Here is a 25,886-nt window from a genome sequence, read left to right as displayed (position 1 = left end):
TTAGTCTCCCTTGGAGGCGTCGAGGGGCGCCGCTTCGCCGCCGTTGCGCGGCCGGCGCGAGGTGCCCAGGTGATGGAAGAGGATATTCACCAGCACCGCGGTCAGGGTGCCCATGGCCAGGCCGTTGCCCAGCACGATCTGCAGGTGCTGCGGGAAGGCGCTGTAGAAGCCCGGCACCACGATGGGCAGGATTCCCATGGCCAGGGCCGCGGCTAGGGTGAACATATTGCCGTTCTGATCGAAGTCCACCTTGCGCAGGATATTGATGCCCATCACGCCGATGATGGCGAAGACGATCACCGCGGTACCCGCCACCACGGCGGTGGGAACGGCATGGGCCAGCCGGCCCAGGGGCGCGATCAGGGCCAGTAGCACCAGCATGGCGCCGGCGGCGATGGTCACGTAGCGGGAGCGCACCCCGGTGGCGCGGATGATGCCGATGTTCTCGCCGCTGGTGATGATCAGCGAGGTGCCGAAACAGCCGCCGAACAGCGAGCCCAGGGCGTCGGCGCGGATGTTGCGCGGCACGATGGCCTTGTGGTCGCCCTGGCGGCCGACGATCTCGGCGGTGGCCAGGGTCTGGCCGGTGGCCTCGGTCATCGATACCACGCAGAAGATCAGCAGCGGCAGGGAGGCGAAGAGATCGAACTTCGGCATGCCGAAGGGGAAGGGCTGGGGGAAAGCCACGACCGGCCCGCTGAGCACATTGTCGAAGCTCATGGCGCCGCTGAGGACGGCCACCGTCGCCCCGGCCAGCAGGCCGAGCATCACGGCGATACGCTGCCAGATGCCGCTGAAGCAGCGGGCGAAGAGCACGGTACAGGCGATGGTGACCAGGGCCAGGGCGATGCCGCCCATGCTGGCGAATTCCGGCGAGCCGGGGCGTCCGGTGATCAGGCCGCCGAAGATGCGGATCAGGTTGATCGCCACCAGCAGCAGCATGGTGCCGATGACGATGGGCGGAAAGTACTTCAGCAGCCGGGTGAAAAAGGGCAGGGCCAGGAAGTAGAAGAGGCCGGTGAGGATCACCGCGCCGGTGGCGGTCTGCAGGTCGGTGGCCTGGGCGATGGCCAGGAAGATCACCAGGGGGGCGCCGCCGGGGACCTGCACGAAGGGCAGGCGGGCGCCGAAGCCGAAGGCGCCGACGGACTGCAGGATGCCGGCCAGGCCGCAGGCCAGGAAGATGGCGCTCATCAGGCCCACGGTGACGTCGTCCGGCAGGTCCAGGGTATGGCCGATCAGGAAGGCCGCGGTGATGGGCGCGGCCGCCATCACCAGCACATGCTGCAGCCCATAGAGCAGCAGGGTGCCCAGCGGCAGCCGCTCGTCGACGGGTTCGACCGCCTCGGTTGGCTTGGGGGTGGTGTTCATCGGGAGTCCTCTTGTTGTTGTGGTCACCGGCCATGGGAGGGGCGGCCGGTACCTCAACCCTAGCGAGCCCTTGTGTTCTGTTCCATAATATTGTTTCGCACTAATCGTTGCCGAAAAGGCAACAGTTGGCGGAGATGAAAATGCATCTGCTGTTGCCGGGATTGCGCTACTTCGAGGAGGTCGCTCGCCAGGGCTCGCTGCGCCGGGCCGCGGAGCGGCTTCATGTGGCCGCCTCGGCGGTCAATCGCCAGATCCTCAAGCTGGAGGACGAGTTGGGAGTGCCGCTCTTCGAGCGCCTGCCGCGGGGCTTGCGGCTCTCGCCGGCCGGGGAGTTGCTGCTCGAGCAGGTGCGTCAGTGGCAGCGCGACGAGCGGGGACTACAGGAGGAACTGGGGGAAATCCGCGGCAGCGGCTGCGCCGAGGTGAGGATCGCTAGCGTCGAGTCGCTGACCGACCAGCTATTGCCGGAGGTGCTGGCGGAGTTTCGTCGCGACTTCCCGCGGGTACGTTTCGTGGTGATGACCGGCATGACCGACGCCATCCTCGAGCGGGTGGCCACCGGCGAGGCCGATATCGGCCTGTGCATCAACCCGCCGACGCTGCCCAGGATCCGCCTGATCGAACAGGTCGAGCTGGAGTTCGGCGCCGTCATGGCGCCGGATCACCCCCTGGCGGCAGAGGCTTCGGTGAGTCTCGAGGCGTGTCTGGCCTATCCGACGATCCTGCCCGACAGCGAGATGTTCCATGGCTCGACCCTGCAGCAGGTGCTGGCGCGGGCCGACCTCGAGGCGACCCCCTATGTGGCCTGCAACCGTATCCTGGGCATCAAGTCGATGGTCCGGGCGGGCCTGGGGGTGGCCTTTCTCAATCGCCTCGATATCGCCCGCGAGCGGATCCATGGTGAGCTGCTGTTCCGCCCGCTGCGGGAGCGGGGCATCGCCAGGGCCCGGCTGAGTCTCTGCGCGCATAGCGACCGCGACCTGCCGCTGGCCATCCGAGCCCTGGTGGAGCGCCTGGGGGCGGCGATGCGCGGCATCGATCCCTGAAGGCGGCGGCCCAAACGCAAAGACCCGCGGCCTGGGCCGCGGGTCTCGTGGTGCACCGGTTAAGGCGTAACGCTTAGCGCCAGCCGACGCGATCGAAGATGCGGATCGCTTCCGGGTTGTTCTCGCCGAGGACGCTGATATTCAGGTCGTCCTTCTTGAAGTCGCCCCAGGCTTCCAGGTCGTCGCTCTTCGCCACGCCATCGACGACCGGGAACTCGTAGTTGCCGGCGGCGAACAGTTCCTGGGCGGTATCGGAGGCCAGGAACTCCAGCAGGCGGATGGCGTTGTCGCGGTTCGGCGCGCCTTCCACGACGCCGGCGCCGCCGACATTGACGTGGACGCCGCGGTCGTCCTGGTTGGGGAAGTAGATGCCGACGCGGCTCGCCGCCTCGCGATCCGCCTCGTCATCGGAGTTGAGCAGGCGCACATAGTAGTAGTGGTTGGCCACGGCGATATCGCACTCGCCGCTGGCCACGCCACGGATCTGGTCGGTGTCGCCGCCTTCGGGATCGCGGGCCATGTTGTTGACCACGCCCTGGGCCCAGGCCTCGGCTTCCTCTTCGCCGTGATGGGCGATCATCGAGGCCAGCAGGGACTGGTTGTAGATGTTGTTGGAGGAGCGAATGCAGACCTCGCCCTCGAAACGCGGATCGGCGAGGTTCTCGTAGCTGCCGATCTCGCTGGGATCGATGCTCTCGCGATCATAGAAGATCGCCCGCACCCGCTGGCTGAAGCCGAACCACAGGCCTTCCGGGTGGCGCATGGATTCTGGCAGGCGCTCATTGAGCACCTCGGACTCGATGCCCTGGAAGATGCCTTCCTGCTCGGCGCGCCACAGGCGACCGGCGTCCACGGTGATCATCACATCGGCGGGGCTGGCGGCGCCCTCGCGCTGAATGCGCTGGATCAGCTGGTCGGAGTCGCCCTCCAGTACATTGACTTCGATGCCGGTCTCGGCGGTGAAGGCATCGAAGAGCGCCTGGTCGGAGTCATAGTGCCGCGCGGAGTAGATATTCACCTCGTCGGCGGCGACCTGGGAAGCGAAGGCCGAACCGGCCATGACCATGGCGATGGCGGCGGCGAGACGGTGACGGTTGAGCATCGAGCACCTCTAGGATGTGGGATTTATTGCTAGAATGATAATGCTTCGTATTAGTTTCACTATCATTGAACCGTTTCCCATCGGTCCCGTCAATACTCCCTGGCGACACCGGGATGAGAATGCGAGTAAAAGGTAACCGCAGTTGGCGCTTTCTCGCGTAAGATGGGCGGACACTCCTTCGTCGTTGAACCCGATCGTTCGAGCCTATGACCAGCACCGAGACTCTCGCCGATATCGCCCAGGTCGCGCCACATCCCGCCGGCGCCCTCTCCATGCAAGGTGTCCGCCATGCCTACGATGGCCATGCCGTGGTCCATGACGTCAGCCTGGAGATGGCGCCGGGGGAGGTGGTCTGCCTGCTTGGTCCCTCCGGCTGCGGCAAGACCACCCTGCTGCGCATCGCCGCGGGCCTGGAGCCGTTGCAGGAGGGCGAGCTCTTGCTAGGCGGTGAACGCATCGCCGGCCCCGGGCTGCGTCACCTGCCGCCGGAGAAGCGCAACGTCGGCCTGGCCTTCCAGGACTCGGCGCTCTTCCCGCACCTGACGGTGCTCGATAATGTCACCTTCGGCCTCGAGGGGCAGCCCGCCAAGCTGCGCCAGCAGCGCGCCCTGGCGCTGCTCGACCAGTTGGGCATGGGCGGCTACGCCAAGAGCTACCCGCATATGCTCTCCGGGGGCCAGCAGCAGCGCGTGGCCCTGGCCCGGGCCCTGGCCCCGGCGCCGCAGCTGATGCTGCTGGACGAGCCCTTCTCCAGCCTGGACGCGCGGCTGCGCGATCGCATCCGTGACGATACCCTGCACGTGCTCAAGAAGGTCGGCGCGGCCACCCTACTGGTGACCCACGACCCGGAGGAGGCGATGTTCATGGCCGACCGCATCGCCCTAATGCGCGACGGGCGCATCGTGCAAATGGGCACGCCCCAGGAGCTCTACTGCGAGCCCCAGGATCCCTTCGTGGTGACCTTCTTCGGCGAGGTCAACGAGTGGCGGGGGGAGGTGCGCAACGGCGTGGTGCAGACCCCGGTGGGGCCGGTACGTGCCGCGGGGTTGGCCGAGGGCGCCGCCGCCCGGGTGCTGATCCGCCCCGAGGCGCTGAGCGTCACGTCCCTGGAGGCCCCCGCCGATCACGGCGCCAGCCATGTGATCATGGCGCGGCTGCTGGGGCGCTCCAGCCTGCTGCATATCTGTGCCCACTGGCCGGATGGCGAGCATCACCTGCATGCCCGGGTGCCAGGGGTCTTCCTGCCCGAGGAGGGCCAGCCGGTCGGGCTGACCCTGGATCCGTCACAGGTCTTCGTCTTTGCGGACGCCGCTGCCGGGGCGTGAGCGGCGCATCGCCAGGCTCAGCAGGATCACCGGGATGATCCCCACCACCACGATGGCCAGGGAGGAGGTCGAGGCCTCGGCGAGGCGCTCGTCCGAGGCCAGGTTGTGGGCCCGCACCGCCAGGGTATCGAAGTTGAAGGGACGCAGGATGATGGTGGCGGGTAGTTCCTTCATCACGTCGACGAAGACCAGGATGCCCGCCGCCAGCAGGCTGCCGCGCATCAGCGGGGTGTGCACCCGGCGCAGGGTGCCGCCGGCGGTCTGACCCAGGGTGCGGGAGGCGGCGTCCATGGAGGGCGTGACCTTGCCCAGGCTGGCCTCGATGGTGTTGAAGGAGACCGCCAGGAAGCGCACCACATAGGCGTAGACGAGGATAAAGGCGGAGCCGCTGAAGACCAGCCCGACGAGCATGCCGTAGTGCGTCTGCAGGTACTCGTTGAGGCGGCTGTCGAGCCAGGCGAAGGGGATCAGGATGCCCACCGCCACCACCGAGCCGGGGATGGCGTAACCCATGGCGGCGATGCGCGTGGCGGTGCGGGTCACGGAGGTGCGGCTCAGGCGCGCCCCGTAGCTGAGCACCACCGCCAGGCCCACCGCCATCAGCGCCGCCAGGGCGGCGAGGATCAGGCTGTTGCGGGCGAAGTCGATAAAGCGTCGGCCGAACAGGGAATCGCCCTCGGCGATGGCCATATCGAGCAGCAGCAGGCTGGGGATCAGGAAGCCGACCAGCACCGGCAGGGCGCAGGCCAGGAAGGCCCCCAGGCCGCGCAGGCCGCCCAGGCGATACTCCGGAAGCTGCTGATAGCGGCTCGAGGTATGGAAGTAGCGGCGCTTGCCTCGGGACCAGCGCTCCAGCAGCACCAGGGTCATCACGAACAGCAGCAGGCAGGCGGCCAGCTGGGCCGCGGCCACCGGTTCGCCCATGCCGAACCAGGTGCGGTAGATGCCGGTGGTGAAGGTGTCGACGCCGAAGAACTGCACCGCGCCGAACTCGTTGAGGGTCTCCATCAGCGCCAGCGACACCCCGCCGACGATGGCCGGCCGCGCCAGGGGCACGGCGATGCTCGAGAAGAGTCGCCAGGGCCCGCGGCCCAGGGTGCGGCCCACGTCCAGCACGCAGACCGACTGCTCCAGGAAGGCGGCTCGGGCCAGCATATAGACATAGGGGTAGAGCACCAGGGTGATCAGTGTGGCGGCGCCCCCCAGGGAGCGGATATTGGGGAAGTAGTAGTCTCCGCGGCCCCAGTCGAAGAGCTCGCGTAGCCCGCTCTGCAGGGGCCCCGCATACTGTAGGAAGTCGGTGTAGGCGTAGGCGATCACGTAGGTGGGCACCGCCAGGGGCAACAGCAGCGCCCATTCGAAGATCCGCCGTCCCGGGAAGCGGCACATCACCACCAGCCAGGCGGTGGCGGTGCCGATCAGCGCCGTGCCCAGGCCCACGCACAGCGCCAGGATCAGGGTATTGGTCAGGTAGCGGGGCAGCACGGTCGCGGCCAGGTGCTGCCAGACGCCCTCGGTGGGCATCAGGACATGGGCCAGCACCGTGATCACCGGCAGGGCCACCACGGCGGCGATCACCAGGGTCAGCAGGGTCCAGGGGCTGAGATGGGGCAGGAAGCGGCGAGTGGGTGGAGCCGCGGTCTGGCTGGGGGGGTGGGTCACGCGGGGCCTCCTGCCGGAGCACGATATAGAGTGAAATGGGACGAAATCTCAGCGGCGAATCATAGCAGTTAGCCGCCGGCTTGGCAGCCGTGGGGGCGCCCCGCCGGCCTGGCAGGCGCCTGGTATCGCGTCGCGTCGCTGCTACACTGCGGCCCTCAGGAGGTGCCTCCCTTGTCGATGACCGAAGAACTCGCTCCCCTGCTGGCCTGGCACGACGCCCTGGCCGAGCGCCAGTGGCGTGGCCTGGTGTGGCTGGCCGGCGATGCCGAGGCGTGCCGGGCACGGGCCCTGGCGCTCTGGAATGCCGCCGCCTGGGGCCGGCCGCTATGGGTCGCCGACCATCCGCCCGCCGGGGTCGCGGAGCATGGCCTGCCGCCCGGCAAGGCGCGCACCCGCCTGGGCGGCGAACATGACCTGATCGTCTTCGCCGCCCAGGGCGCAGGCGAAGGCTTCGACCCGGAGGCCTTCGGCGCCCTGGCCGGTACCCTGCGGGCCGGCGGCCTGCTGGTGCTGCTGACTCCTGCCGACTGGGGGGCGGCGCCTGATGCCGACTACCGGCGCCTGGCCGAGCACCCCTATCGGGTCGAGCAGCTTAGCGCCCGCTACCTGGCACGGTTGGCGCGGCTGCTGGCGGACGCCCCGGAGGTCCTGAGCTGGCGCCCCGGCATCTTGCCGCAGCCCCCCCGGCTGGGCGAGGCGGTGCCCGTGGCACCGAGCCCCGATGGCGACTGCCTGACCCGCGATCAGGCCGAGGCGGTGGCGCGCCTGGTCAAGCTGCGGCGTCGGCGTCCCCTGGTGCTCACCGCCGACCGCGGTCGTGGCAAGAGCGCCGCCCTGGGCATCGCCTGCGCCCGCTGGCTGGCCGCCGGCGAGCCGCGGATCTTCCTCACCGCCCCGCGTCCCGCTGCCCTTGAGGCGCTATTCGAGCGCCTCGCCGCGCTGTGCCCCGAGGGGCGTCGCCAGGGCAACGACTTCCGTCTCGCGGCCAGCGGCCAGGCGGTGACCTTCCTGGCCCCGGACGCCCTGATGGCGGCCCTGGAGGCCGGCGAGATCGATGCCAAGGGGGGGCTGCTGCTGGTGGACGAGGCGGCGGCCATTCCCGCTCCCCTGCTGGGGCGCTGGCTGGGGCACTTCCCGCGGCTGGTCTTCGCCACCACGGTACACGGCTACGAGGGCTCGGGGCGCGGCTTCGCGCTGCGCTTTCGCGAGCACCTCGAGCGCCAGGCCCCCCAGTGGCAAGGGCTGCGCTTGCTCACTCCGGTGCGCTGGGCCCCGGGAGACCCCCTGGAGGCGCTGACCGATCGCCTGCTGCTGCTGGACGCCGAGCCCGCCGATCCGCCGGCGGCGCTGTCGCCCGTCTCGACCCTGAGTCGTCGGCGCCTGCCGTTGCTGGACGCCGAGCCCGCCGATCCGCCGGCGGCGCTGCCGCCCGCCTCGACCCTGAGTCGTCGGCGCCTGCGGCGCGCCGAACTGGCCGCCGACGAGCCTCGCCTGCGGGCCCTGTTCGGCCTGCTGGTGCAGGCCCACTACCGCACCCAGCCCAGCGACCTGCGCCAGCTGCTCGACGGGCCCGGGGTGCATATCACCAGCCTGGAAGCGAATGGTGCGCCCCTGGGGGTGACCCTCTGCGTGGAGGAGGGGGGCTTTTCCGCCGAGCTGGCGGAGCGGGTGGCCCGGGGAGAGCGCCGCCCCCGCGGGCACCTGCTGGCCCAGTCCCTGGCCGCCCATGCCGGCTCCCGGGCGGCGCTGCGGGCGCGGCTGCGGCGGGTGATGCGTATCGCCGTGCATGGCGACTGTCGCCGCCAGGGCCTCGGCGAGGCGCTGCTGGCCGGTGAGCTGGCGCAGGCCCGCCACGACGGCATCGACCTGCTGGGGGCCAGCTTCGGCGCCGAGCCGGGGCTGCTGGCCTTCTGGCGCGCCGCGGGCTTCCGTACGGTACGCCTGGGGCTGACCCGGGAGGCCGCCAGCGGCGAGCATGCGCTGATGGTGGTCTGCCCCACCAGCCCCGCCGGCGAAGCCCTGGCGGCGGCGCTGGCCGAGGCCTTCCAGGCCCTGCTGCCCAGCCTGCTGGCCTTCGAGCTCGAGGCGCTGGACCCCGAGCTGGCCCTGGCGCTGCTGGCGGAGGGCGCGGCGGCGCCGCTGACCCCGGGGCAGCGCCGCGACCTGGAGGACGTGGCCTTCGCCAAGCGTGCCCCGGCCCTGGCGCGCCCGGCCCTGCAGGCCGCCCTACGCCGGGCGCTGGCCTGCGGCGCGCCCCGGGATGACCACGCCTGGCTGCTGGTCGCGGCGCTCTTCCAGGGCCGCGACACCGCCTGGCTGGCCCGGACCCTCGGGCTTAGCGGTCGGCGCGAGGTGGAGGCCCGGCTGCGCCGGGCCCTGGCGGCGCTGGTGCCCTTTCTGGACGCCCCGGACTAAAGCGCCTCTAAGGCCACGGGAGGCGGAGCGCCGGACGCCGAGGCCGGTGAGGGGCTGACGGCCTTGGCACGGTAAACGCCTTTTCCTGGTCGTGACCGGCCGGTAAGGTAGGCCGGTTATCGACCGAACAGAGCCGCTATGAACGCACATCTCGAACAGCTCGAGCCGCGCCTGCTGTGGCGCCACTTCCGTACCCTGTGCAATACCCCGCGCCCCTCCGGCCACGAGGCGGCCCTGGTGGCGGCCCTCGAGGCCTGGGCCGAGGCCCGGGGCCTGGCCCATGATCGCGACGCCTATGGCAACCTGCGTATCCGCAAGGCGGCCAGCCCCGGGTGTGAGGCGGCCCCCGGGGTGATCCTCCAGGGTCACCTGGACATGGTGGCCCAGGCCAATGCCGATCATCCCCACGACTTCACCCGCGACCCCATCGACACCTATGTGGCGGAGGGCTGGTTGCACGCCCGCCACACCACCCTGGGCGCCGACAACGGCCTGGGGGTGGCCGCGGCCCTGGCGATCCTCGAGGACGAGAGCCTGGTGCATGGCCCCCTGGAAGCGCTCTTCACCCTGGAGGAGGAGTCCTCCATGGGCGGCGCCCTCAACCTCGCCGAGGGCTGGCTTCAGGGGCAACTGCTGCTCAACCTGGACTCCGAGGATCGTGGCCAGGTCTATGTGGGCTGCGCCGGTGGCGCCGACGTGGTGGTGGAGGCGCAGCTACCCACCAGTCCCCTGAGCGAGGAGGAACGCGCCTATCGCCTGGCCCTGACCGGCCTGATGGGCGGCCACTCGGGCATCGATATCCACAAGGGACGCGGCAACGCCAACCGCCTGCTGATGCGGGTCCTGCGCGCCCTGGCGCCCTGCGAGGTGCGGTTGATCGACTACCAGGGGGGCACCCTGCGCAATGCCCTGCCCCGGGAGGCCTTCGCCACCCTGGCGCTGCCGGAGGACGAAGTGGTCTCGGCCCAGGCAAGGCTCGAGGCCCTGGCGGCGGAGCTGCGTGCCGAGCTCAAGGGCGTCGACGAGGGGCTGTGCCTGACGCTAAGCCCCTGGGGCGACGAGGTCGAGGAGGCCCTGACCCCCACCGCCAGCCACCTGCTGGTGGATGCCCTGCACGCCGCCCCCTGCGGGGTCGAGCGCATGAGTGCCGAGCTGCCCGGGGTGGTGGAGACCTCCAATAACCTGGGAGTGGTGAGCCTGGCGGCGGGGCGCTTCCATCTCTGTGCCCTGGTGCGCTCCCTGCGCGATAGCGCCACCCGGGACCTGGCGGACCGCTTCCGTGCCCTGTTCGGGCTGATCGGCGCCCGCACCCGGGTGGAGAACGCCTATCCCGGCTGGACCCCCGACCCCGATAGTCGGCTGCTGGCGCGCTTTTGCGACCTGCATCGACGCCGCCTGGGCCGCGATCCGGAGGTCAAGGTGATCCATGCGGGGCTGGAGTGCGGCATCCTGGGAGGCAAGTACCCGGTGCTGGAGATGATCTCCTTCGGGCCGATGATTCGCGGGGCCCATTCGCCAGATGAACGCGCGGAGCTGGACTCCGTCGAGGAGTTCTGGGGCCTGCTGCGGGCTCTGATCGAGGAGCTGGCCGAGGGCTAAGTCGCACACTCGAGTCAGACACCAAGACGCCGCCCTTAGGGCGGCGTCTTGGAGAGACAGCGGCTGGCTGACTAGCCCAGATAGGCGTTAAGCATCCAGACGGTCTTCTCCTGCTCGCGGATATAGTCGCCGGCCTGGGCGGCGGTGCCCTCGTCGTCGGCGTCCGAGGCCAGGGAGAGGATCTCCCGCTGCAGCTCGATCAGGGTCTGGTAGCCCTTGAGCACGCCGCGCACGCAGGCCTCGCCATCATGGACGTTCTTCTCCTCGGCGATGCGCGACAGCTGGGTGTAATCGCTGTAGGCGTGAACCGGCTGATGGCCCAGGGTCAGGATGCGCTCCGCCACCTCGTCCACCTTGGTCAGCAGGTCGGTATAGAACTCCTCGAACTTGGTGTGCAGCTCGAAGAATTGCGGACCCTTGACGTTCCAGTGGTAGCCGCGCACGTTCATATAGAAGATTTGGTAGTTGGCCAGCAGCTCGTTGAGCTTCTCGGCGAGTTGGCTGGCGCTGGATTCGTGCAGGCCGATGGCATTGATATCGGACATGTGGGATGCCTCCTTGATCCTTGGGTGAATGCTGAGTCCAGTCTAGGCCCCGAGGGCAGAGATGATAAGACGTTTCTTATCATAGCCCCCATAGTCGGCCTCAATCGTGATCCGGCGCAAGGCGCCGGGGGTTCGATTGGGTACCCGAGTACTAGGCGCGGATCGGCCGGACCAGGCGCTCGGCGCGATCCGCCAGCGGCTCGTCTCTCAGGGGGAGAGGCGCCAGGCGCGGATCAGCCGGATCAGCCGGATCAGGCTCTCGGCGCGATCCGCCAGGAACTCATCGCAGCGAGTCAGGGCGCTGTCCAGGTCCATGGGGCCGTCGGCCAGGGCGAAGGCGGCGGTGACGCCCTCATCATGGGCGGCCTGCCACTGGGGCCCCAGGCGCCCCGCCAGCACCACGCAGGGGATCTCGGCGGCCCGGGCGCGGCGCGCCACGCCCACCGGCGTCTTGCCGGCCAGGCTCTGCCCATCCAGCTGCCCCTCGCCGGTGATCACCAGGTCGCTGCCCTCGAGCAGGGCAGCGAAGTCGACCTGCTCCATCACCAGCTCGATACCGGGGCGCAGGTCGGCGCCGAGGAAGGCGCGGGCGGCGAAGCCCATGCCCCCGGCGGCCCCGGCCCCGGGCAGGTCGCGATGCTCCTCGCCGAGGATGGCGGCGACCCGCTCGGCGAAGTTCGCCAGGGCGGCATCCAGGCGCGCCACCTGCGTCGCGTCGGCGCCCTTCTGGGGGCCGAAGACGGCGCTGGCGCCGCGTTCCCCGAGCAGGGGGTTGTCCACGTCGACGGCGGCCTGCACCTCCAGCCCGGCCAGGCGCGGGTCCAGGTCATCGAGCTCGAGGCGATCCAGTTCGGCCAGGGCCGCGCCACCGGGAGGCAGGGCCTCGCCGCGGGAATTTAGCAGGCGGGCGCCCAGGGCCTGGAGCATTCCCGCTCCGGCGTCGTTGGTGGCGCTGCCGCCGAGGGTCAACAGCAGCCGGCGGGCACCGGCGTCCAGGGCCGCGCGGATCAGCTCGCCGGTGCCGAAGGTGGAAGCGCTCAGGGCGTCGCGCTCGTCCCGGCGCAGCGCCTCCAGGCCGCTGGCCTGGGCCAGCTCGACGAAGGCGGTGCGCGACTCCTCCAGCCAGCCCCAGGCCGCCTCGATGGGGCGCCCCAGGGCATCCTGCACCCGAGTCAGGCGGCGTTCGGCGCCGGTGGCGGCGAGCAGGGCGTCCAGGGTCCCTTCGCCGCCGTCGCCCAGGGGGCAGAGCACGCAGCTGGCCTCGGGGGCGGCGCGACGGATACCCTGGGCGATGGCGGCGGCGGCATCGCTGGCCGCCAGGGCATCCTTGTAGCTGTCGGGGGCGATCAGGATCTTCATCTCGGGTCTCCTGGGAATCAAGCCGTGGGCCGGCGGTCAAGAGGCGTATCATTCGTCCGTACGAGCCGGTCGTGCCGGGGGTTACGCTGAGCATAAGAGCTGACCGCGCCCCTTGCACGTCCCGCGGGCTCCGGCGTGGCCGAGGCGATTCCCTGGGAGGTGTGCGATGCGTATCTATGGACTCTGGTTGATTCCGCTGGTCCTGGCGGGGTGCGCGGGGCGGGCCGTGACCCCGCTACACCAGCCGCTGGTGACGGTGGCGGAGTGCCGATGGGAGGCCCCGGCGGCGAGGGACAGGGTCGACTATGCGCAGCGAGTGGTGCGGGCCCTGGAGGCCGAGGGGTTCAGGCTGCGCGACAGCGATATGGCGCTGGGCCTGATCAGCGCCGAGAAGGCCTCGGCGGGGCCGCTGCGGGCCTATGGCTACCCCTTCGAGCGTGATCCGTGGCACCCTCTCGGCCTCGCTTATCCTGGCCCCTATCCGCCCCTTTTCGGCGTCTATCACCCCGACCATCGGGCGATCGACCAGGAGCGCGTCTCGGTGTGGTTGAGCCGTGACGAGGTGCGGGTCGGCCGGGAGGTCCGCCGCCGAGAGCCCCACGGCGTGATCCGTAGCCTGGGGCGCGCCGATAACGCCGGCTTTTGCCGCGGCCTGAGGGCCGCCATCGAGGAGACAACGATATGAAGCGAGTCTGGCTCTGCGCCCTGGCGCTCCTGCTGCTGAGCGGCTGTGCCGCCGCGCCGCCGTCGGCCGAGCCTCGGGAGCTGCGCCTCGATGCCCCGCGCCCGGCGGTGATGACGGCGGCGCTGGAGCTGTTTACCGACCGCGGCTATGTGGCGCTCGGCGGTGATGCCCGTCTCGGGCGCCTCGAGTTCGTCCGCGGCGACGTGCGGATTCGCCTCGATGCCCGCCGCGCGGGGGAGGGGAGTCGCGTCGACCTGCGTGGCTGGCGTCACGGCCGGGCCCTGGCGCCCCATGAGCTCGATCCCCTGTTGGTCGAGCTTGAGGCCGAGCTGGGGCTATTGCCTTGACTCGGCAGGGGCTGCGTCGGCTGCCGTGGCTGGTCCCGGCCGCCATCGCCCTGCTGAGCCTGTGGTGGCTCTGGCACTGGCAGTATGCCCAGGCCCAGGCGGAGGCCCGGCGCCATGCCGAGGCCCGCCTGGCCCTCTATGGCAGCAGCCTGGAGGGCGCCCAGGAGCGCTTCACCTACCTGCCGGATCTGCTGGCGCGCCAGCCCCTGGTGCAGGCCGCCCTGCTCGACCCCGCCGGGGTCTTCCTGCCTCAGGTCAATGCCTACCTGGCGCGGGTCGCGGAACGCTCCGGCGCCGAGGCGATCTTCCTGGTGGACGCCGAAGGCATCACCCTGGCCAGCAGCAACCATGCCGGCCCCGACAGCTTCGTCGGCCACGACTACCGCTTCCGCCCCTATGTGCACGATGCCCTGGCCGAGGGGTGGGGGGAGTTCTTCGCCGTGGGCAGCACCACCGGGCGGCCGGGCTACTTTATCGCTGCGGCGGTGGGCCAGGAGCGGGCATCGCCCACCGGGGTGCTGGTGGTCAAGGTCTCCCTGGAGGCGCTGCAGACCGACTGGCGTCGGGCCGGCGAGCGGGTCCTGTTGATCGATGCCAATGGCGTGGTGATCCTCTCCAGTCGTCCCGAGTGGCGCTATCGACGGCTCGGCGAGCTCTCGCCGAGGGCCCGGGCGGAGATCCGCGCCCAGCGCCAATTCATGGGACGGCCCCTGGAGCCCCTGGGCGAACGCCTGGGCGACGGTACCCTGCGCATCGGCGACCAGGGGCTCGGCGAGCGTTACCTGGCCAGTGCCTTGCCGTTGGCGACCTTGGGCTGGCGGATGCACTACCTGACCCCGGTGCGCCCCCTCTATGTCAGCGCCCGCAATGCGCTGATGGGGGGCGCTGCGGTGTGGGTGGCGCTGCTGCTGCTGGGGCTCTGGCTGCGCGAGCGGCAGAAACGCCAGCGCCTGCGCGAGCGGGAGGCACGGATCTATCGCGAGGCCAACGAGCAGCTGGAGGCGCGGGTGGTGGAGCGCACCCGTGCCCTGCACGAGGCCCAGGCGGAGCTGGTGCAGGCCGGCAAGCTGGCGGCCCTGGGCACCATGGCGGCGGGCATCGCCCACGAGCTCAACCAGCCCCTGTCGGGGATTCGCACCTATGCCGCCAACGGCGAGCGGCTGATGCAGCGCGGGCGTTCGGAGGCCGCGGAGGAGAACTTTCGGCGCATCCAGGGGCTCTGCGAGCGCCTGGCCACCCTGATCCGCCAGCTCAAGCTGTATGCCCGCAAGGGCGGCACCCGGGAGCCGGTCGACCTGTCGGCGTGCCTCGATTTCGTGCTGGAGCTGCTGGCCGAGCGTCTCGATAAGCAGGGTATCGACCCGGTGGTGAGACGCCCCGAGGCCGAGTCGGCCTGGGTGCTGGGGGACGAGGTGCGCCTCGAGCAACTGCTGACCAACCTCTTGCGCAATGCCCTGGATGCCCTGCGCGGCGTCGAGGCGCCACGACTCGAGGTGAACATCGAGGCGGCACCCTCGTGCTGGGTGGTGCATATCGCCGATAATGGGCCGGGCATTCCCGAGGCGCTGCTCGACAAGCTCTTCGACCCCTTCTTTACCACCAAGGCGGTGGGCGACGGCCTGGGCTTGGGGCTCTTTATCAGCTTCGGTATCGTTCAGGACCTGGACGGCCGTCTCCAGGCCGGCAACAACGCGACGGGAGGGGCCTGGTTCCGGGTCGAGCTGCCCCGGGCCGTCGCCCCGGCGACAGACGAGAAAGCGCATGAATGAGAGAGACCCCGCGTCGCTATCCATCTGGTTGGTGGACGACGATCCGGACGTCCGGGCGTCCCTGAGTCAATGGCTGGAGCTCTCCGAGCTCGCGGTGCGTACCTTCGAGCGTGGCCAGGCTGCCCTCGATGCCCTGGCGGCGGGGGAGCCCTGCGGCGTGCTGGTCAGCGACGTCAAGATGCCGGGCCTCAATGGCCTGGCGCTGCTCGACGCCGTCCAGGCCCTGGAGGAACCGCCGCCGGTGGTGCTGATCACCGGTCATGGCGATGTGCCCATGGCGGTCGAGGCGATGCGCGCCGGCGCCTGGGACTTCGTCGAGAAGCCCTTCGCGCCGGAGCGCCTGGAGGCCTGCGTGCGCCGGGCCCTGGAGCGCCGGCGGCTTGCTCAGGAGAACCGGCGGTTGCGCGAGGCGCTGCGCGAGGGTGACCTGGCCGCGCGGCTGCTGGGCGAGGCCCCGGCCATGGTGGCGCTGCGCCGGCAACTGGCCAACCTGGCCCCGACCCGGGCCAATGTGCTGGTGCTGGGGGAGACCGGCAGCGGCAAGGAGGTGGTGGCCCGCTGCCTCCACGAGGCGAGCGGCGCCGAGGGGCCCTTCGTGGCCCTCAACTGTGGTGCCATCGCCGCCGAACTGATCGAGTCGGAGCTCTTCGGCCACGAGAAGGGCGCCTTTACTGGGGCCATCGAGCGGCGCATCGGCACCCTGGAGCACGCCAGCGGCGGCACCCTCTTCCTCGACGAGGTGGAATCCCTGCCGCTGGCGGCCCAGGTCAAGCTGTTGCGCGCCCTGCAGGAGGGGGAACTCACTCGCCTGGGTAGCAATGCGCTGATCCGCGTGGACCTGCGGGTGGTGGCGGCCACCAAGGAGGAGCTGCTGGCGCTGGCGGCCCGGGGCGGGTTCCGCGAGGATCTCTATTATCGCCTGGCCATCGCCGAGCTCGCGCTGCCGCCCCTGCGCGAGCGCCGCGAGGATATCCCCCGGCTCTTCTACCATTTCTGTCGCCAGGCGGCGGAGGTGCATCAGCGTCCGCCGAAGGAGCCGGATGCGGCGCTGCTCGCCGCCTTGAGTCGTCACGCCTGGCCGGGCAACCTGCGCGAGCTGCGTAACATGGCCACCCGCTATATCCTCGACCTGGCGCTGCCCTGGGAGGCGTCGGCATCGGCGGCGCCCGCCGAGACGGCCTCCCTGGCCGCGCAGATGGAGGCCTTCGAGGCGACCCTGCTGCGCGAGGCGCTGAGCCGCCACGGGGGCAATATCCAGGCGGTGATGGAGGCCCTGGACCTGCCCCGGCGCACCCTCAATCAGAAGATGCAGCGCCATGGCCTGCGCCGCGAGGCCTTCCTGTCGCAGGAGGAGCGGGGATAATGTTATCTTGTCACTTTTTCTGGGGGGCCCTTATGTCCAGCCCGAGACGCCTGATGCGGCGCGGCCTGTTGCTGCTGGGCGCCGTGTTGTTGCCCGCGGCCGCCCAGGCCCACCCGCATGGCTGGATCGACCTCAGCGTGCGGGTGATCCTCGATGACCAGGGGCGGGTCGAGGCGCTGCATCAGCGCTGGCGGATGGACCCCTTCTACAGCCTGGTGCTGCTGGAGGAGCTGGGCCGCGCCGAGGGCGACGAGTCCATGGAGGCGCGCCTGGATCAACTGGGCCTGGAGATTCGCGACACCCTGGCCCCCCAGGGCTACTTTACCGAGCTGAGCCTGGATGGGGACGCCCTGGCCCTGGGCGAGGTCAGCGAATACACGGTGATGGAGCGGGGTGGCCGGGTCGAGTTCATCTTCCTGCTGCCCCTGGACGAGCCTCGTCCCCTGGGCGAGGCGACCCTGCGCTACCGGGTCTATGATCCCACCTACTATATCGAGGTGGTTCACGAGGCGGACGAGCGAGCCCCCCGGGAGCAGGCCCTGGTGGTGAGCGGCGATCACGACTGCGAGACCCGTGTCCTGGCCGCCGACCCGGATCCGGCCCAGGTGGCCGAGGCGGCGCGCCTGGACACCGACGATCAGGCCCCGGAGGGCCTGGGCCGCTACTTCGCCGAGACGGGAGAGGTGCAATGTCGTATCTAACCGGCGTCGTCCATGAGCGCCGCGGAGATCACTTATGCCGGCGGTAATCGGTTTCCTGCGCTCTCCCCGGGGCTGGGGCGTCGCCGCCTTGGGCGTATTGCTGCTGGCCGGCGTGCTATGGCTGGCGCAGGGCGGGGCCCAGGGCCTCGGCCTGCAACTGGTGGCCTGGCAGCGCGACCTGCACCGGGCCCTGACCCTGGCGATCACCGAGCTCTCCGGCACGCCCTCGGCGGCGGCCTGGACGGGGCTGCTGGGCATCAGCTTCGGTTACGGGGTCTTCCATGCCGCCGGGCCCGGGCACGGCAAGGCGGTGCTCAGCACCTACCTGCTGACTCAGGGCGGTGCCCTCAAGCGCGCCCTGGCGCTCTCCTGCGCCGCCTCCCTGCTGCAGGCGCTGGTGGCCATCGCCCTGGTCACCGTGCTGATTCACGGCCTGGGTTGGCTGACCCGAGAGGCCATGGGCTCGGTGGTCTGGGTGGAGCAGGCCAGCTTCCTGATGGTGACCCTGCTGGGGCTCTGGCTCTGCGGGCGGGCCCTTCGCCGCCTCAGGGCCGGGCGCGCCTCGTCGCCGGGCGAGGCGCGCCCTCTTCAGCCCCACCCTCATGACCATCCGCACGACCACGACCACGACCACGATCACGATCACGATCACGATCACGACTGCGGTTGCGGCGGGAGCCACCACCTGAGCCCGGCGCAGGCCGGCGACTGGCGCACCGCCCTGGCCACGGTGGTGGCCATCGGGCTGCGCCCCTGCAGCGGCGGCGTCCTCTTGCTGGGGGCCGCATCGCTGCTGGGGTTCTTCTGGGCCGGGGTGGCGGCGGTGCTGGTGATGGCCCTGGGCACGGCCCTGACGGTCTCGGCCCTGGCCCTGGCCAGCGTCCTGGCCCGGGACTGGGCGCGGCGGTGCCTGGCCCGTCAGTCCCGTGCCGCCCTCGCCGGCCCCCTGCTGGGCTGGGCCGCCCTGGGCGGTGGCCTGGCCATCGCTTTGCTGGGTCTCACTCTCTTCGTTACCGGGGTCAAGAACCCCGCCTCGGCGCCGCTGCTGGGGGCGCCGCCGGCCGTTCAGGACGGCGAACCGAGGGCGCCTCGTCTTCCCTTCGGCGGCCAGTAGGCCGCCGCTTGATTACGCCTCCCCCAAGTCGAGCCCCTCGATAATCGCCAGGATCTCGTCGCGGCGCCGGGCCTGGCCATCGGCGTCGTAGGGCTCGGCCCGGCCCTGGCCCCATACCGGGGCCGGCCAGGCGGCGTCCTCCTCGAAGCGAACGATCACATGCAGGTGCAACTGGGGCACCATATTGCCCAGGGTGGCCAGGTTGAGCTTGTCGCCGTCCAGGGTCTTCATCAGCCCTTCGCCCAGGGCCGTGGCCTCGCGCCAGAGCGTCGCCTGGTCCTCCCTCGACAGCTGATAGACCTCGGTGACCCCGGGGCGCCGCGGCACCAGCACCAGCCAGGGGAAGCGGGCATCGTTCATCAACCGGACCTGGCAGAGGCCCAGTTCGGTGACGGGGAGGGTATCGGCTTCCAGCCGCGGGTCGAGGGTGAGGTCGCTCATGGGAGGCTCCTGGGTGGCAAGAAGTGGCCGGGGCGGGGTGCATGGTCGGCAATAGTTTGCCGATCACCGGGGCGCCTTGACCAGTCGTCGACGCGACCCCGTTGCTAATGCGCTGATTCCAAAGCTTATTGGGTAAGCTGGCAGGGATATCGCTCTAGTCGAGTGGCATAACCATAACAAGCCATCATCGACAGGAGAGATAGCATGCACAAGCGCCAGTTCCTCAAGTCCGCCCTTAGCCTCGCCACCGCCGCCGCCCTGGGCCTGGGGGCCGCCGGCGTCAGCGCCAGCGACGAGGGCGGTCAGTACATCATGGGCACCGCCACCACCGGCGGGACCTTCTACCCGGTGGGCGTGGCCCTCTCGACCCTGGTACGGGTCAAGCTGGAGCCGACCCATAATATCGCCGTCTCCGCCATCAGCTCCGCCGGCTCCGCCGAGAACCTGCGCCTGATGGAAGACGACCAGGCCCAGTTCGGCATCCTCCAGGCCCTCTATGGGGCCTGGGCCTGGACCGGCGAGGGCCCGGTGCCCCAGGCCTACGAGAACGTGCGTTCGGTCTCCATGCTATGGCAGAACGTCGAGCACTTCGTGATGCGCAGCGAGCTGACCGAGACGGGCACCATCGACGATCTGACCCGCCTCTATGATCGCGGCTTCTCCATCGGCGCCCGCAACTCCGGCACCGAGGGGTCCGGTCGGCAGATTCTTGCCGGTCTCGAGATCGACCCGGAGCAGATGGACCTGGCCTACCTGGGCTATGGGCCCAGCGCCGATGCCATGCAGAACGGCAATATCGACGGCATGAATATCCCCGCCGGGGTCCCCGCCTCCGCGGTCACCCGCGCCTTCGCCAATATGGGCGACGATATCACCATTCTCGATATCACCGGCGAGCAGTTGGCACGCATCAATAGTGCCTATCCGGTGTGGAGTCCCTACGAGATCGCCGCCGGCACCTACCCGGAGCAGGACGCGCCGGTCCAGACCATCGCTCAGCCCAATATCCTGGTGGTGAATGCCGATGTGCCGGAAGAGCACGTCTACCAGATCACCAAGGCGATGTTCGAGAACCTGCCGTTCCTCAACAATATCCACCCGGCGACCCGCGATATGGCCCTGGAGAAGGCCCTGGATGGCCTGCCCATGCCGCTGCATCCGGGGGCGGCCCGTTACTTCCAGGAGCAGGGGCTGGAGATCCCCGCGCATCTGCTGGAGGGCTGAAGCCCTCTTATCGCCACCGGAGCATCAAACCATTCCTGAAGACCACGGGCTCGTGACCTCGGTACCTCGAGGCCCGGGGCTGTTCTGGGGGCAGGCACTCCGCGAAGACGCTGTAGACCCATCCCTGGGCGCTCGGCTTGTTCGTCCCTGAAAAAGACGCTTCGCTTCGACCTGCCCCCAGCGCCCCTCGGCGATTGCCACTGCGCCGATGTCACCACGCCGCGGCCTCAGCGAGACCTGCTCCAGCCTTCCCATCCACGCCTGCTCCACGAGACTGCTCATGAATACTACGCCTGCCCCCGAGGTACGCGACGAAGACGTCGGCGAGGCCCCCGAGCGCCTCGCGCATTCCTGGCTCGGTCGAGGGCTCTTCGCCCTGACCATCGTTGTCTCCCTGTCGCATCTCTACTTCAATACCCTGGGTACCCTCTCCGAGGTGTGGACCAGCGCCCTGCACTTCGGCATGTTCGGCCTGCTCTGTGCGCTCTCGGTGCCCATGCTCAAGGCGCGTTCCGCCACCGGTCAGCGGCTGGTGCTGGCGGTGGATGTGCTGCTCGGCCTGGCCGCCCTCGGCTGCGCCTTCTACCTGATCGGCTTCGAGGACGCCCTCTACGCCCGCGGGGTGCGCTTCTCCACCGCCGATTGGGTGGTCTCGATCCTCGCCCTGGCGTTGGTGCTGGAGTTCGCCCGGCGCACCACCGGCTGGTTTATCCCGGTGCTGTGCCTGGTGGCGCTGACCTATGTGGCCTGGTGGGGACGCCACGTGAGCGGCGTCTTCGGTTTCCCCGGTCTCAACTGGGAGACGGTGCTCTACCGCAGCTACATGGGCGGTGAGGGCATGCTGGGCTCCATCGCCCGCATCTCCTGGTCCTATGTGTTTATGTTTATCCTCTTCGGCGCCTTCCTGGTACGCTCCGGCGCCGGCGACTTCATCATCGAGCTGGCCCGCTGTGCCGCCGGGCGCTTCGTCGGCGGGCCCGGTTTCGTGGCGGTGTTCTCCTCCGGCCTGATGGGCTCGGTGTCCGGGTCCAGCGTGGCCAACACCGTCTCCACCGGGGTGATCACCATCCCGCTGATGCGCAAGGCCGGCTTCCCGGCGCGTTTCGCCGCCGGCGTCGAGGCGGCGGCCTCCACCGGCGGGCAGCTGATGCCGCCGGTGATGGGCGCCGGGGCCTTTATCATGGCCTCCTATACCCAGGTCTCCTACCTGACCATTATCGGCGTGGCGGCCCTGCCGGCGCTGCTCTACTTCCTCTCGGTGGCGATGTTCGTGCGCATCGAGGCCAAGCGCAGCCATACCGAGGAGGTGGAAGTGGAAGAGGCGCCGCGCCTGCTCGAGGTGCTCAAGGGCGGCTGGCATTTCCTGCTGCCCCTGGTGGTGCTGGTGGCCTCCTTGATCTATGGCTTCACCCCCACCTATGCGGCGGGGATCGCCATCCTCTCGGTGGTGGTGGCCTCCTGGCTGTCGACGTCCCCGATGACCCCCAGGGCGATCCTCGAGGCCCTGGCGCTAGGCAGCCGCAATATGGTGACCACGGCGATCCTGCTGCTCACCGTGGGGCTGATCGTCAACGTAGTCTCCACCACCGGCATCGGCAATACCTTCTCGCTGATGATCACCGACTGGGCCGGCGGCAGCCTCTTGATCACCATCGTGCTGATCGCCGTCGCCTCCCTGGTGCTGGGCATGGGCCTGCCGGTGACCGCCGCCTATATCGTCCTCGGCACCCTCTCGGCGCCGGCGCTTTATAACCTGATGGCCCACGGCCAGTTGGTGGAACTGATCATGGCCGGCGACCTGCCGGAGCAGGCCAGGGCGATCTTCATGCTCGCCGCCCCGGAGCACCTGGAGGCCCTGAATGCGCCCATGGATGCCGCCGCGGCCCGGGAGCTGCTGGCCCTGGTGCCGGACGACTTCCGCGGCCAGCTCTATGAGCAGGCCCTGTCGCCGCATACCCTGACCATGCTGCTGGTGGCGGCGCATATGGTGATCTTCTGGCTCTCCCAGGACTCCAACGTCACGCCGCCGGTCTGCCTCACCGCCTTCGCCGCGGCGGCCATCGCCCAGACGCCGCAGATGCGCACCGGCTTCACCGCCTGGAAGATCGCCAAGGGGCTGTATATCGTGCCGTTGCTGTTCGTCTGGTCGCCGCTGATCACCGGCTCGCCGCTGGAGATGCTCAGCGTCTTCGCCTTCGCGCTGTTCGGCATCTACGCCATTATCGCCGGCCTCGAGGGGTACCTGGAGAGCGAGCTGTCCTGGTGGCTGCGCCTGGCCATGTTCCCCATCGGTGCCCTGATGCTCTGGCCCCATGGTGAGCTCGTGCTCGACCTCTTGGGCCTGGCGCTCTTCCTGGGTATCCTGGCCTGGAGTTCCCGCGCAGGACGCGCGTCGCGACAGGCATTGGCATGACGCTATTCGAAGGCCTGGCCCTGGTTGGCATCGGGGTCGTGGCCGGCTTTATCAATGTGCTCTCGGCGGGTGGGTCGATGCTGACCCTCCCGCTGTTGATGTTTCTGGGGTTGCCGCCCCAGGTGGCCAACGGCACCAACCGGGTCTCCATCGTGCTGCAGAGCCTCTCGGCGGTGACCAGCTTCCTGCGCGCCGGGGCCTCCCATATCGGCCTCAGCCTGCGTCTGGCGGTGCCGGCGGTGGTGGGCTCGCTGCTCGGTGCCTGGCTGGCCCTGCGGGTCAGCGATGCCCTCTTCGAGGCGGTGTTGATCGCGGTGATGGCCGGCTCGGCGCTGCTGATGCTGTTGCCCCAGCCGCGCCTCGACACCCGGCCGCTCACCGTGGAGCGGCTGACGCCGGTGGTCTACCTGGCGATGTTCGCCATCGGCCTCTACGGGGGCTTTATCCAGGTGGGGGTGGGGATCCTCTTTATCGTCGTGCTCTATCGCCTGCTGCGCATCGACCTGGCCCAGGTCAACGTCTTCAAGGTGCTGATCATCCTGGTCTACACCCTGCCGGCCCTGGGGATCTTTATCGCCTTCGGCCAGGTGCGCTGGGGCTTCGGCCTGCTGCTGGCCCTGGGCAGTATGCTGGGCGCCTGGCTCGCGGTGAAGGTCAATATGAGCCCCCGGGGCGCCCTCTGGGTGAAATGGCTGACCCTGACGGTGATCGTCGCCATCATCCTGCGCCTGCTATTCGCTTGACGTGTCTCGGAAGCTGCTAAAGTAAGGACGATAGGTAAGATTGGGTCGGTAACATACCGGGAGGGAATCGCGATGCGACGACTGATGGCATTGATGCTGGTGGCGGTATTCAGCTTGGGCCTGCTGAGCGGCTGCAATACCGTGCGTGGTGCGGGGCAGGATATCCAGGAGGGCGGTGAGGCCCTGGAGCGCTCCACCTATTGAGGGAGCGCCGTCGGCGTTATCCTGTTGCCGGGTCTGAGGGGGTGAGCTGGGGCTCGCCCCTTTTTTCATGCGATCGTGCTATTCGACAAGGAGTCTCCATGTTCAAGTCTTCCCTGACCCTGCTGCTGCCCCTGGCGCTGGCGGCCTGTACGATGGGAGCGCCGCCCCCGGCCAACGAGCCGGCCCCTCGTCCGCCCCAGGTCGGCCAGGACGACGCCGGCCACCAGGGCGGTGGCGAGGATGCCTGCGGTGCCGAGCGGGTCCAGTCACGGCTGGGTCGGGCCTACGGCGAGGCATTGCATCAGGAGCTCGCCACCACCAGCGGGGCGCGCCAGGTGCGAGTGATGCGCCCCGGCCAGGCCTATACCCTGGAGTACCTCCACGACCGGCTGAATATTCGCCTGGACGACGGGGGGCGGATCACCGACCTCTTCTGCGGCTAACTAAAAAAGCGGCGCCTAGAGGGCGCCGCTTTTCGATGGCACGGGAGGGCAGGGCTCAGTGAGTCTCGGCGCCGTAGTGCTGCTCCGCATAGTGGTTCTCGTGGGTGCGCCGCGCCTCCTCCTCGGCCTGCTTGCGCAGCTTCTTGCGCAGCGCCGCCTTCTCGAAGCGTAGCTTCTGCATCGGGGTTTCCAGGTTGAGGGGCGGCACCTCCACCGGGGCGCCCGCCTCGTCCACCGCCACCATGGTCAGGTAGCAGCTGTTGGTGTGGCGGATCACCTTGTCGCGGATATTCTCCGCCACCACCTTGACGCCGACCTCCATGGAGGAGCGGCCCACGTGGTTGACCGAGGCCAGGAAGGTCACCAGCTCGCCCACATGGATGGGCTGCTTGAACAGCACCTGGTCCACCGAGAGGGTCACCACATAGCTGCCGGAGTAGCGGCTGGCACAGGCATAGGCCACCTCGTCGAGCTTCTTGAGAATGGCGCCACCATGCACCTTGCCGCTGAAATTGGCCATATCGGGGGTCATCAGCACGGTCATGGCCAGCTCGTGCTGGCGGGGCATATCGTCGGTCACGGGAAGCTCCAGAGGCAATAAGCGTGCCCATGAGGATAACCGCTTCCCGCGGCGACTGCATAAGGGGTGGCGCCGATAGGCATGTCGGCGCCACTTCTGGCACAGCAGATCATAGATAGGTCAGCAGCAGGCTAATGATGACCCCGGTGACCAGCAACTGCACCAGGCAGAAGCCCATGATGTCCTTGGCCTTGAGGCCGGCGATGGCCAGTACCGGCAGCGCCCAGAAGGGCTGCAGCAGGTTGGTCCAGGCGTCGCCCCAGGCCACCGCCATGGCCACCCGGGAGATATCCGCGCCCAAGGCCTCGGCGGCGGGCAGCATCACCGGGGCCTGGACCGCCCACTGGCCGCCCCCGGAGGGCACGAAGAGGTTGACCAGTCCGGCGCTGAGGAAGGACCAGAAGGGCAGGGTCTGGGCGCTGGCGAAGGCCACGAAGCCCTCGGAGAGGCTCTGGGCCAGCCCCGACTGCACCATGATCGCCATGATGCCGGCATAGAAGGGGAACTGGATAACGATGCCGGCGCCGCCCTTGACCGCCTCTTGCAGGCTGATCAGCAGGTTGCGTGGGGTGCGGTGGAGAACGATGGCCAGGAACAGGAACAGGAAGTTGACGATATTGAGGTTGAGGCCGCCGCCGCGCAGCAGGAAGTGATCGACCAGGAAGAGCAGGCCGGGGATACCCACCAGCCAGGCCAGGCCGCGGCTGTTCTCCAGGCGATCCGCCGGCCGGTGACGGGTCATGCCCTCCTGATCGGGCTCCTTCAGCAGGGCCGGATCGACATAGACGCTCTCCTCGTCGTCGGGGAGCATCAGTCGGTTGACCAGGGGTACGACGACGAAGAGCGCCGCCACGATGGCCAGGTTAAACCAGGCGAAGATGGTCTCGGAGGTGCCCACCACGCCGATGCGGTCGACGGTGAAGTGCCCCTCGGTGGCGATGGTCAGGGGGATGGAGCCGGCCAGGCCGCCGTGCCAGACCACGAAGCCGGAGTAGGCGCTGGCGATCAGCAGCCGGTAATCGACGCGGATCTGGCGGGCCAGCTCCTTGGCGAACAGCGCCCCGACCACCAGGCCGAAGCCCCAGTTGATCCAGCTGGCGGCCAGCGAGACCAGGGTCACCAGGACGATGGCGCCCGCGGCATTGCCGGCCTTGGCCGCCAGGCGTTGCAACAGGCGTTTCACCGGCGGGGTATTGGCCAGCATGAACCCGGTCACCAGCACCAGCAGCATCTGCATGGAGAAGGTCAGCAGGTTCCAGAAGCCGTCGCCCCACATGCGCATCACCGCCAGCGGCGTCTGGCGCTCCACGGCGATGGCCGCGGCGGCGGCCACCAGGGTCAGCAGCAGGACGAAGACATAGGGATCGGGAAGGTAGCGCTCGACCAGCTTCACCGCCGGCCGTGACAGGAACTTGAGCATGGCATATTCGCTTAT

At 69.3% G+C, this 25,886-nt stretch carries 23 protein-coding genes; 15 read left to right on the top strand and 8 right to left on the bottom strand.

The window, feature by feature from the left end; all coding sequences use genetic code 11:
* Positions 1–1,371 (bottom strand): uracil-xanthine permease family protein, encoded by a 1,371-nt coding sequence (locus tag HPA02_RS09760; protein WP_146802995.1) that lies wholly within the window; start codon positions 1,369–1,371, stop codon positions 1–3.
* Between the two features lie 140 nt (positions 1,372–1,511).
* Between HPA02_RS09760 and HPA02_RS09755 the strand changes: the two genes are divergently transcribed.
* The gene (locus tag HPA02_RS09755; protein ID WP_186809965.1) at positions 1,512–2,417 is read left to right on the top strand and encodes a LysR family transcriptional regulator; all 906 of its coding nucleotides are present in this window, start codon (positions 1,512–1,514) and stop codon (positions 2,415–2,417) included.
* A 73-nt stretch (positions 2,418–2,490) separates the two neighbouring features.
* Here the strand turns inward: HPA02_RS09755 and HPA02_RS09750 are convergent, their stop codons facing one another.
* Positions 2,491–3,519 (bottom strand): Fe(3+) ABC transporter substrate-binding protein, encoded by a 1,029-nt coding sequence (locus HPA02_RS09750; RefSeq protein WP_146802993.1) that lies wholly within the window; start codon positions 3,517–3,519, stop codon positions 2,491–2,493.
* A gap of 206 nt (positions 3,520–3,725) precedes the next feature.
* Here HPA02_RS09750 and HPA02_RS09745 point away from each other — a divergent pair, with 206 nt between their 5' ends.
* Complete coding sequence (locus HPA02_RS09745) at positions 3,726–4,844, top strand: ABC transporter ATP-binding protein (RefSeq protein WP_146802992.1); 1,119 nt, start codon at positions 3,726–3,728, stop codon at positions 4,842–4,844.
* Here the strand turns inward: HPA02_RS09745 and HPA02_RS09740 are convergent.
* Complete coding sequence (locus tag HPA02_RS09740) at positions 4,803–6,506, bottom strand: ABC transporter permease (protein WP_146802991.1); 1,704 nt, start codon at positions 6,504–6,506, stop codon at positions 4,803–4,805. The two genes, HPA02_RS09745 and HPA02_RS09740, sit on opposite strands and share 42 nt — an antisense overlap.
* 177 nt (positions 6,507–6,683) lie before the next feature.
* Between HPA02_RS09740 and HPA02_RS09735 the strand changes: the two genes are divergently transcribed.
* Both HPA02_RS09735 and HPA02_RS09730 read left to right on the top strand, forming a co-directional pair.
* Complete coding sequence (locus tag HPA02_RS09735; RefSeq protein WP_146803030.1) at positions 6,684–8,921, top strand: tRNA(Met) cytidine acetyltransferase TmcA; 2,238 nt, start codon at positions 6,684–6,686, stop codon at positions 8,919–8,921.
* A gap of 138 nt (positions 8,922–9,059) precedes the next feature.
* Positions 9,060–10,520 carry an aminoacyl-histidine dipeptidase gene (locus HPA02_RS09730; protein WP_146802990.1) on the top strand — a complete coding sequence of 487 codons (1,461 nt, stop codon included), beginning with the start codon at positions 9,060–9,062 and terminating at the stop codon, positions 10,518–10,520.
* A 71-nt stretch (positions 10,521–10,591) separates the two neighbouring features.
* Here HPA02_RS09730 and HPA02_RS09725 read toward each other — a convergent pair whose 3' ends face one another.
* A complete protein-coding gene (locus HPA02_RS09725) occupies positions 10,592–11,065 on the bottom strand; it encodes a Dps family protein (protein ID WP_146802989.1) in 474 nt (157 codons plus the stop codon).
* A 207-nt stretch (positions 11,066–11,272) separates the two neighbouring features.
* Positions 11,273–12,424: a glycerate kinase gene (locus HPA02_RS09720; protein WP_146802988.1), complete on the bottom strand. Its 1,152-nt coding sequence runs from the start codon at positions 12,422–12,424 to the stop codon at positions 11,273–11,275.
* Positions 12,425–12,590: 166 nt separating this feature from the next.
* Between HPA02_RS09720 and HPA02_RS09715 the strand changes: the two genes are divergently transcribed.
* Genes HPA02_RS09715 through HPA02_RS09690 form a run of 6 tightly spaced genes read left to right on the top strand, consistent with a single transcriptional unit; the run spans position 12,591 to position 18,403 of the window.
* A complete protein-coding gene (locus HPA02_RS09715) occupies positions 12,591–13,109 on the top strand; it encodes a hypothetical protein (RefSeq protein WP_146802987.1) in 519 nt (172 codons plus the stop codon).
* Complete coding sequence (locus HPA02_RS09710) at positions 13,106–13,456, top strand: hypothetical protein (RefSeq protein ID WP_146802986.1); 351 nt, start codon at positions 13,106–13,108, stop codon at positions 13,454–13,456. The genes HPA02_RS09715 and HPA02_RS09710 overlap by 4 nt, the downstream gene beginning before the upstream one ends.
* On the top strand, positions 13,453–15,225 hold the full coding sequence (locus HPA02_RS09705) for a sensor histidine kinase (protein WP_232341166.1): 1,773 nt from the start codon (positions 13,453–13,455) through the stop codon (positions 15,223–15,225). The genes HPA02_RS09710 and HPA02_RS09705 overlap by 4 nt, the downstream gene beginning before the upstream one ends.
* A complete protein-coding gene (locus HPA02_RS09700) occupies positions 15,218–16,588 on the top strand; it encodes a sigma-54-dependent transcriptional regulator (RefSeq protein ID WP_146802985.1) in 1,371 nt (456 codons plus the stop codon). The genes HPA02_RS09705 and HPA02_RS09700 overlap by 8 nt, the downstream gene beginning before the upstream one ends.
* 32 nt (positions 16,589–16,620) lie before the next feature.
* Positions 16,621–17,289: a DUF1007 family protein gene (locus HPA02_RS09695; protein WP_244945902.1), complete on the top strand. Its 669-nt coding sequence runs from the start codon at positions 16,621–16,623 to the stop codon at positions 17,287–17,289.
* A 34-nt stretch (positions 17,290–17,323) separates the two neighbouring features.
* A complete protein-coding gene (locus tag HPA02_RS09690) occupies positions 17,324–18,403 on the top strand; it encodes a nickel/cobalt transporter (protein WP_146802984.1) in 1,080 nt (359 codons plus the stop codon).
* A 12-nt stretch (positions 18,404–18,415) separates the two neighbouring features.
* Here HPA02_RS09690 and HPA02_RS09685 read toward each other — a convergent pair whose 3' ends face one another.
* Entirely contained in the window at positions 18,416–18,844 is a 429-nt protein-coding gene (locus HPA02_RS09685) for an HIT domain-containing protein (protein ID WP_146802983.1), read from the bottom strand.
* Between the two features lie 204 nt (positions 18,845–19,048).
* Here HPA02_RS09685 and HPA02_RS09680 point away from each other — a divergent pair, with 204 nt between their 5' ends.
* From HPA02_RS09680 to HPA02_RS09660, 5 genes are all read left to right on the top strand, one after another.
* The gene (locus HPA02_RS09680) at positions 19,049–20,068 is read left to right on the top strand and encodes a TAXI family TRAP transporter solute-binding subunit (protein WP_146802982.1); all 1,020 of its coding nucleotides are present in this window, start codon (positions 19,049–19,051) and stop codon (positions 20,066–20,068) included.
* 280 nt (positions 20,069–20,348) lie between these two features.
* Entirely contained in the window at positions 20,349–22,481 is a 2,133-nt protein-coding gene (locus HPA02_RS09675; RefSeq protein WP_146802981.1) for a TRAP transporter permease, read from the top strand.
* Positions 22,478–23,224 carry a sulfite exporter TauE/SafE family protein gene (locus HPA02_RS09670; RefSeq protein WP_146802980.1) on the top strand — a complete coding sequence of 249 codons (747 nt, stop codon included), beginning with the start codon at positions 22,478–22,480 and terminating at the stop codon, positions 23,222–23,224. The genes HPA02_RS09675 and HPA02_RS09670 overlap by 4 nt, the downstream gene beginning before the upstream one ends.
* A 72-nt stretch (positions 23,225–23,296) precedes the next feature.
* Positions 23,297–23,428 carry an entericidin A/B family lipoprotein gene (locus HPA02_RS09665; RefSeq protein ID WP_146802979.1) on the top strand — a complete coding sequence of 44 codons (132 nt, stop codon included), beginning with the start codon at positions 23,297–23,299 and terminating at the stop codon, positions 23,426–23,428.
* A 98-nt stretch (positions 23,429–23,526) separates the two neighbouring features.
* The gene (locus tag HPA02_RS09660) at positions 23,527–23,871 is read left to right on the top strand and encodes an I78 family peptidase inhibitor (RefSeq protein ID WP_244945901.1); all 345 of its coding nucleotides are present in this window, start codon (positions 23,527–23,529) and stop codon (positions 23,869–23,871) included.
* A 55-nt stretch (positions 23,872–23,926) separates the two neighbouring features.
* On the opposite strand, the gene HPA02_RS09655 is transcribed toward HPA02_RS09660, so the two are convergent.
* Both HPA02_RS09655 and HPA02_RS09650 read right to left on the bottom strand, forming a co-directional pair.
* Positions 23,927–24,439 (bottom strand): acyl-CoA thioesterase, encoded by a 513-nt coding sequence (locus HPA02_RS09655; protein WP_146803026.1) that lies wholly within the window; start codon positions 24,437–24,439, stop codon positions 23,927–23,929.
* 121 nt (positions 24,440–24,560) lie between these two features.
* Positions 24,561–25,871 (bottom strand): short-chain fatty acid transporter, encoded by a 1,311-nt coding sequence (locus HPA02_RS09650; RefSeq protein WP_146802978.1) that lies wholly within the window; start codon positions 25,869–25,871, stop codon positions 24,561–24,563.
* Positions 25,872–25,886 lie beyond the last annotated feature (15 nt).

The sequence above is a fragment of the Bisbaumannia pacifica genome (genome assembly GCF_007989625.1).
Taxonomy (GTDB): domain Bacteria; phylum Pseudomonadota; class Gammaproteobacteria; order Pseudomonadales; family Halomonadaceae; genus Bisbaumannia; species Bisbaumannia pacifica.
The sequence above is the reverse complement of the archived record's forward strand: the minus strand, read 5'-3'. Positions and strand labels throughout refer to the sequence as shown.

Excerpts from the sequence above, each read along its gene's own strand:
- HPA02_RS09760 (WP_146802995.1), bottom strand. The coding sequence starts at position 1,371 with ATGAACACCACCCCCAAGCCAACCGAGGCGGTCGAACCCGTCGACGAG.
- HPA02_RS09755 (WP_186809965.1), top strand. The coding sequence starts at position 1,512 with ATGCATCTGCTGTTGCCGGGATTGCGCTACTTCGAGGAGGTCGCTCGC.
- HPA02_RS09750 (WP_146802993.1), bottom strand. The coding sequence starts at position 3,519 with ATGCTCAACCGTCACCGTCTCGCCGCCGCCATCGCCATGGTCATGGCC.
- HPA02_RS09745 (WP_146802992.1), top strand. The coding sequence starts at position 3,726 with ATGACCAGCACCGAGACTCTCGCCGATATCGCCCAGGTCGCGCCACAT.
- HPA02_RS09735 (WP_146803030.1), top strand. The coding sequence starts at position 6,684 with ATGACCGAAGAACTCGCTCCCCTGCTGGCCTGGCACGACGCCCTGGCC.
- HPA02_RS09730 (WP_146802990.1), top strand. The coding sequence starts at position 9,060 with ATGAACGCACATCTCGAACAGCTCGAGCCGCGCCTGCTGTGGCGCCAC.
- HPA02_RS09725 (WP_146802989.1), bottom strand. The coding sequence starts at position 11,065 with ATGTCCGATATCAATGCCATCGGCCTGCACGAATCCAGCGCCAGCCAA.
- HPA02_RS09720 (WP_146802988.1), bottom strand. The coding sequence starts at position 12,424 with ATGAAGATCCTGATCGCCCCCGACAGCTACAAGGATGCCCTGGCGGCC.
- HPA02_RS09715 (WP_146802987.1), top strand. The coding sequence starts at position 12,591 with ATGCGTATCTATGGACTCTGGTTGATTCCGCTGGTCCTGGCGGGGTGC.
- HPA02_RS09710 (WP_146802986.1), top strand. The coding sequence starts at position 13,106 with ATGAAGCGAGTCTGGCTCTGCGCCCTGGCGCTCCTGCTGCTGAGCGGC.
- HPA02_RS09700 (WP_146802985.1), top strand. The coding sequence starts at position 15,218 with ATGAATGAGAGAGACCCCGCGTCGCTATCCATCTGGTTGGTGGACGAC.
- HPA02_RS09695 (WP_244945902.1), top strand. The coding sequence starts at position 16,621 with ATGTCCAGCCCGAGACGCCTGATGCGGCGCGGCCTGTTGCTGCTGGGC.
- HPA02_RS09690 (WP_146802984.1), top strand. The coding sequence starts at position 17,324 with ATGCCGGCGGTAATCGGTTTCCTGCGCTCTCCCCGGGGCTGGGGCGTC.
- HPA02_RS09685 (WP_146802983.1), bottom strand. The coding sequence starts at position 18,844 with ATGAGCGACCTCACCCTCGACCCGCGGCTGGAAGCCGATACCCTCCCC.
- HPA02_RS09680 (WP_146802982.1), top strand. The coding sequence starts at position 19,049 with ATGCACAAGCGCCAGTTCCTCAAGTCCGCCCTTAGCCTCGCCACCGCC.
- HPA02_RS09675 (WP_146802981.1), top strand. The coding sequence starts at position 20,349 with ATGAATACTACGCCTGCCCCCGAGGTACGCGACGAAGACGTCGGCGAG.
- HPA02_RS09670 (WP_146802980.1), top strand. The coding sequence starts at position 22,478 with ATGACGCTATTCGAAGGCCTGGCCCTGGTTGGCATCGGGGTCGTGGCC.
- HPA02_RS09665 (WP_146802979.1), top strand. The coding sequence starts at position 23,297 with ATGCGACGACTGATGGCATTGATGCTGGTGGCGGTATTCAGCTTGGGC.
- HPA02_RS09660 (WP_244945901.1), top strand. The coding sequence starts at position 23,527 with ATGTTCAAGTCTTCCCTGACCCTGCTGCTGCCCCTGGCGCTGGCGGCC.
- HPA02_RS09655 (WP_146803026.1), bottom strand. The coding sequence starts at position 24,439 with ATGCCCCGCCAGCACGAGCTGGCCATGACCGTGCTGATGACCCCCGAT.
- HPA02_RS09650 (WP_146802978.1), bottom strand. The coding sequence starts at position 25,871 with ATGCTCAAGTTCCTGTCACGGCCGGCGGTGAAGCTGGTCGAGCGCTAC.